This window comes from Bradyrhizobium sp. P2_E8 (assembly GCF_056403875.1).
In genome coordinates this window covers 1-3,560 of the sequence record NZ_JBFUES010000793.1, presented here as the reverse complement: position 1 = coordinate 3,560, position 3,560 = coordinate 1, and the positions used below count along the sequence as shown (strand labels likewise).

Sequence of the window (3,560 nt, the reverse complement as noted above, 5' to 3'; positions counted from 1 at the left end):
CGGACCGAAGAAGTGATCTTCACCCGCAACGCGACGGAGGCCATCAACCTGGTCGCCTCGTCCTGGGGCGGGCCGAATATCAAAGAGGGCGACGAGATCGTCATCTCGATCATGGAGCACCACTCCAACATCGTGCCCTGGCATTTCCTCAGGGAACGACAGGGGGCCGTGATCAAATGGGCGCCGGTCGACGACGAGGGCAATTTCCTCATCGACGAGTTCGAGAAGCTCCTGACCGCGAAGACCAAGCTGGTCGCGATCACGCAGATGTCGAACGCGCTCGGCACCATCGTCCCGATCAAGGACGTGGTGAAGATAGCTCACGCCCGCGGCATTCCCGTGCTGGTCGACGGCAGCCAGGGTGCGGTGCATCTGCCCGTCGACGTCCAGGACCTCGGCTGCGATTTCTACGTCTTCACCGGCCACAAGGTGTACGGCCCGACCGGCATCGGCGTGCTCTGGGCCAAGTACGACCATCTCGTCGCGATGCGCCCCTATAACGGCGGCGGCGAGATGATCCGCGAGGTCTCGCGCGATGTCGTCACCTATGGCGATCCCCCGCACAAGTTCGAGGCCGGCACACCCGCGATCGTCGAGGCCGTGGGCCTTGGCGCCGCCATCGACTACGTCAACTCGATCGGCAAGGAACGCATCGCCGCCCACGAGCACGATCTCACCACCTATGCCCAGGACCGGCTGCGCGAGATCAACTCGCTGCGGCTGATCGGGACGGCGCGCGGCAAGGGTCCGGTGATCTCCTTCGAGCTCAAGGGCGCGCACGCCCACGACGTTGCCACCGTGATCGACCGCCAGGGCATCGCGGTGCGCGCCGGCACCCATTGCGTGATGCCGCTTTTAGAGCGGTTCAACGTGACGGCCACATGCCGGGCCTCGTTCGGCATGTATAATACGCGGGAAGAAGTCGATCATCTGGCACAGGCGCTGTTGAAGGCGCGGGATTTGTTCGCATGAGTGACACGGCCGAAATCAAAGCCAATCCGATGGAAACCCGGTCGGCGCTGCCGCCGGAGGAAACCGAGCGGCTGACCACCGAGATCATCGCGGGCCTCAAGACCGTGTTCGATCCGGAGATTCCGGCCGACATCTACGAGCTCGGCCTGATCTACAAGGTCGAGATCAAGGACGACCGTTCCGTCGACGTGCAGATGACGCTGACGACGCCGAACTGCCCCGCCGCCGGCGAGTTGCCGACCATGGTCGAAAATGCGGTCGCCAGCGTCCCCGGCGTCGGCGTGGTCGACGTCAAGGTCGTCTGGGAGCCGCCGTGGACGCCCGAACGCATGAGCGACGAGGCCCGCCTCGTGCTCAACATGTGGTGACGCGTACGTTCTGCTTTTCATTCCTGGCATTGAATTTGCTCCGCAACGGACCACATCACTGACATGACACAGGCAACACCAGCATCCTCCACCCCGAAGCCGCGGCGGCCGCGCCCGCAGGTGATGCGGCTGACGGATGCCGCCGCCCAGCGCATCAGCGAGCTGACCCAGCGCGCCGATTCCGAGATCGTCGGCCTGCGCGTCGGTGTGAAGAACGGCGGCTGCGCCGGCCAGTCCTATACCGTTGAGTATGCCCATGATGTCCGCCCGACCGACGAGGTCGTCGAGGACAAGGGCGTCAAGATCCTGGTCGATCCCAAGGCCGTGCTGTTCCTGCTCGGCACCGAGATGGACTACAAGGCCGACAAGATGCAGGCCCAGTTCGTCTTCAACAACCCCAACCAGGTCTCCGCCTGCGGCTGCGGCGAATCGGTCGAGCTGCGGCCGGCGAAGATCGACGGGTAAGCCCGGCTCGCCCCAATCCCACAGCTGTCGTCCTGGCGAAAGCCAGGACCCCATACCGCGTGATCTCTCGACGGGCCGCGTGGCGTGACGTCCAGTCTTGGCTAAACTACTCCCCGGGATAATGGGTCCTGGCTTTCGCCAGGACGACCATGCGGAGAGAGCACGCCCATGGACCGCGAATTCCTGATCGACCTGTTCGCCGATTTCGGCCCTGTCACCATCCGCAAGATGTTCTCCGGCCACGGCATCTCGGCCGACGGCACCAACTTCGCGCTCGCCTTGCGCGCCGGCCTGTTCCTCCGCGCCGACGAATTGACCATCCCCGACTTCGAGGCAGAAGGCTCAAAGCCGTTCCAGTACTCGACCCGCGCCAAGACCGTGACCGTCAACTCCTACTGGGAGCTGCCCGCGCGGCTGTTCGACGATTCCCAGGAGCTTGCGCAATGGGCGAGGGCGGCGCTCGCCGCCGCCCAGCGCGCCAAGGTGAAGCAGCGGCCCAGGGGTAAGAAGGCGTCGAAGAAGGCGGCGACCAAACCGGCGAAGAAAGCGGTCAAATCTGCGAAAGCGCCGAACAAGGCGAGCAAGAAGAGCCCGGTCCGCAAGCGCGCCAGGCGAAGGGGCTGAGCTCAGTCCGCCGCCTTGGTCAGGCCAACCCTCATGTCCTTGGCCACGAAGACGCAGGTGCCGTCGGCAAGCACCCGGCCGTCGGCAATGCCAAGCACCAGCTTGCCGCGCCGGACCTGGCGCATGGCGACCTCGTAGCGCACGCGCTGCGCGTCCGGTGTGATGGTGCCCGTGCACTCGACTTCGCCGACGCCGATGGCGCGGCCCTTGCCCGGTGAGCCCGACCAGCCGAGCCAATAGCCGATCATCTGCCACATGGCATCGAGCCCGAGAGAGGACGGCATCATCGGATCGCCGCGAAAGTGGCAATCGAAGAACCAATGGCCCGGTACAATATCGAGCTCGCCGACGATATGGCCCTTGCCGAACGCGCCGCCGTCCAGGCTGATCTCGGAGATGCGGTCCATCATCAGCATCGGCGGTGCCGGCAATTGCGCATTGCCGGGGCCGAAATAGCCGCCTTCGCTCGATCGCAGCAGCTCGTCCCTGGTGTAGGACGGTTGCGGGCTGTGAAAATCATGGGGATTGGCCAAGGCGACAAGTCCTCTGGACGCTCGCACCGTAAGGCGGCGAGGAAGATGTTGCTCGTCGGGAGAGAATGTCAAGCGCGCACGGTCTTCTGCGCGCGGTGTCCGCGTCACGCCACGCGACTGTGGCTCTCGATGGCAAATTCCGGATCGGCTTCGCAGATCACGCGGTTGCGGCCGTTGCGCTTGGCGGCGTAGAGGCAGGCATCGGCGCGTTCGATCAGTGCGTCGGTGTCGTCGCCCGGCTTGAGCATGGAGACGCCGACGGAGATGGTGACGCGGCCGAGAATCTCGCCGGTCGATTTCTTCTTCAATTCCTTCGCCATGACGGCGCGGCGGATGTGATCGGCGACCGTGAGGGCCTGGCGCAGGGCGGTGTTGGGCAGCAGCACGGCGAACTCCTCGCCGCCATAGCGCGCGGTGATGTCCTGGCCCTTGATGGTCTGCTTCATGGACAGGCCGACCAGGCGCAGCACTTGGTCGCCGGTGAGATGGCCGTAGGAATCGTTGAACGACTTGAAGTGGTCGATGTCGAACAGCAGCAGCGACAGCGGCTCGCCTGATGCGAGCGCRCTCTGCACGGCCATGTCGATCATGCGGTCGA

At 64.7% G+C, this 3,560-nt stretch carries 6 protein-coding genes; 4 read left to right on the top strand and 2 right to left on the bottom strand.

Annotation, left to right across the window (positions count from 1 at the left end; genetic code table 11):
- From AC1D00_RS31930 to AC1D00_RS31915, 4 genes are all read left to right on the top strand, one after another.
- Positions 1-972 (top strand): cysteine desulfurase (locus tag AC1D00_RS31930; protein WP_477013403.1); only part of this gene is annotated, 972 nt, incomplete at its 5' end.
- The gene (locus AC1D00_RS31925) at positions 969-1,340 is read left to right on the top strand and encodes an SUF system Fe-S cluster assembly protein (protein WP_011087115.1); all 372 of its coding nucleotides are present in this window, start codon (positions 969-971) and stop codon (positions 1,338-1,340) included. The genes AC1D00_RS31930 and AC1D00_RS31925, both read left to right, overlap by 4 nt.
- Positions 1,341-1,463: 123 nt before the next feature.
- Entirely contained in the window at positions 1,464-1,805 is a 342-nt protein-coding gene (locus AC1D00_RS31920; RefSeq protein WP_014495548.1) for a HesB/IscA family protein, read from the top strand.
- 168 nt (positions 1,806-1,973) lie between these two features.
- Positions 1,974-2,429: a TfoX/Sxy family protein gene (locus AC1D00_RS31915; protein WP_477013402.1), complete on the top strand. Its 456-nt coding sequence runs from the start codon at positions 1,974-1,976 to the stop codon at positions 2,427-2,429.
- 2 nt (positions 2,430-2,431) lie between these two features.
- Here AC1D00_RS31915 and fabA read toward each other — a convergent pair whose 3' ends face one another.
- Positions 2,432-2,962 carry a bifunctional 3-hydroxydecanoyl-ACP dehydratase/trans-2-decenoyl-ACP isomerase gene (gene fabA, locus AC1D00_RS31910; protein ID WP_135173597.1) on the bottom strand — a complete coding sequence of 177 codons (531 nt, stop codon included), beginning with the start codon at positions 2,960-2,962 and terminating at the stop codon, positions 2,432-2,434.
- A 104-nt stretch (positions 2,963-3,066) separates the two neighbouring features.
- Positions 3,067-3,560 (bottom strand): GGDEF domain-containing protein (locus AC1D00_RS31905; protein ID WP_477013401.1); only part of this gene is annotated, 494 nt, incomplete at its 5' end.

Bases quoted from the DNA above. Each gene is read 5' to 3' on its own strand.
- AC1D00_RS31920 (WP_014495548.1), top strand. From the start codon at position 1,464: ATGCGGCTGACGGATGCCGCCGCCCAGCGCATCAGCGAGCTGACCCAG.
- AC1D00_RS31925 (WP_011087115.1), top strand. From the start codon at position 969: ATGAGTGACACGGCCGAAATCAAAGCCAATCCGATGGAAACCCGGTCG.
- AC1D00_RS31915 (WP_477013402.1), top strand. From the start codon at position 1,974: ATGGACCGCGAATTCCTGATCGACCTGTTCGCCGATTTCGGCCCTGTC.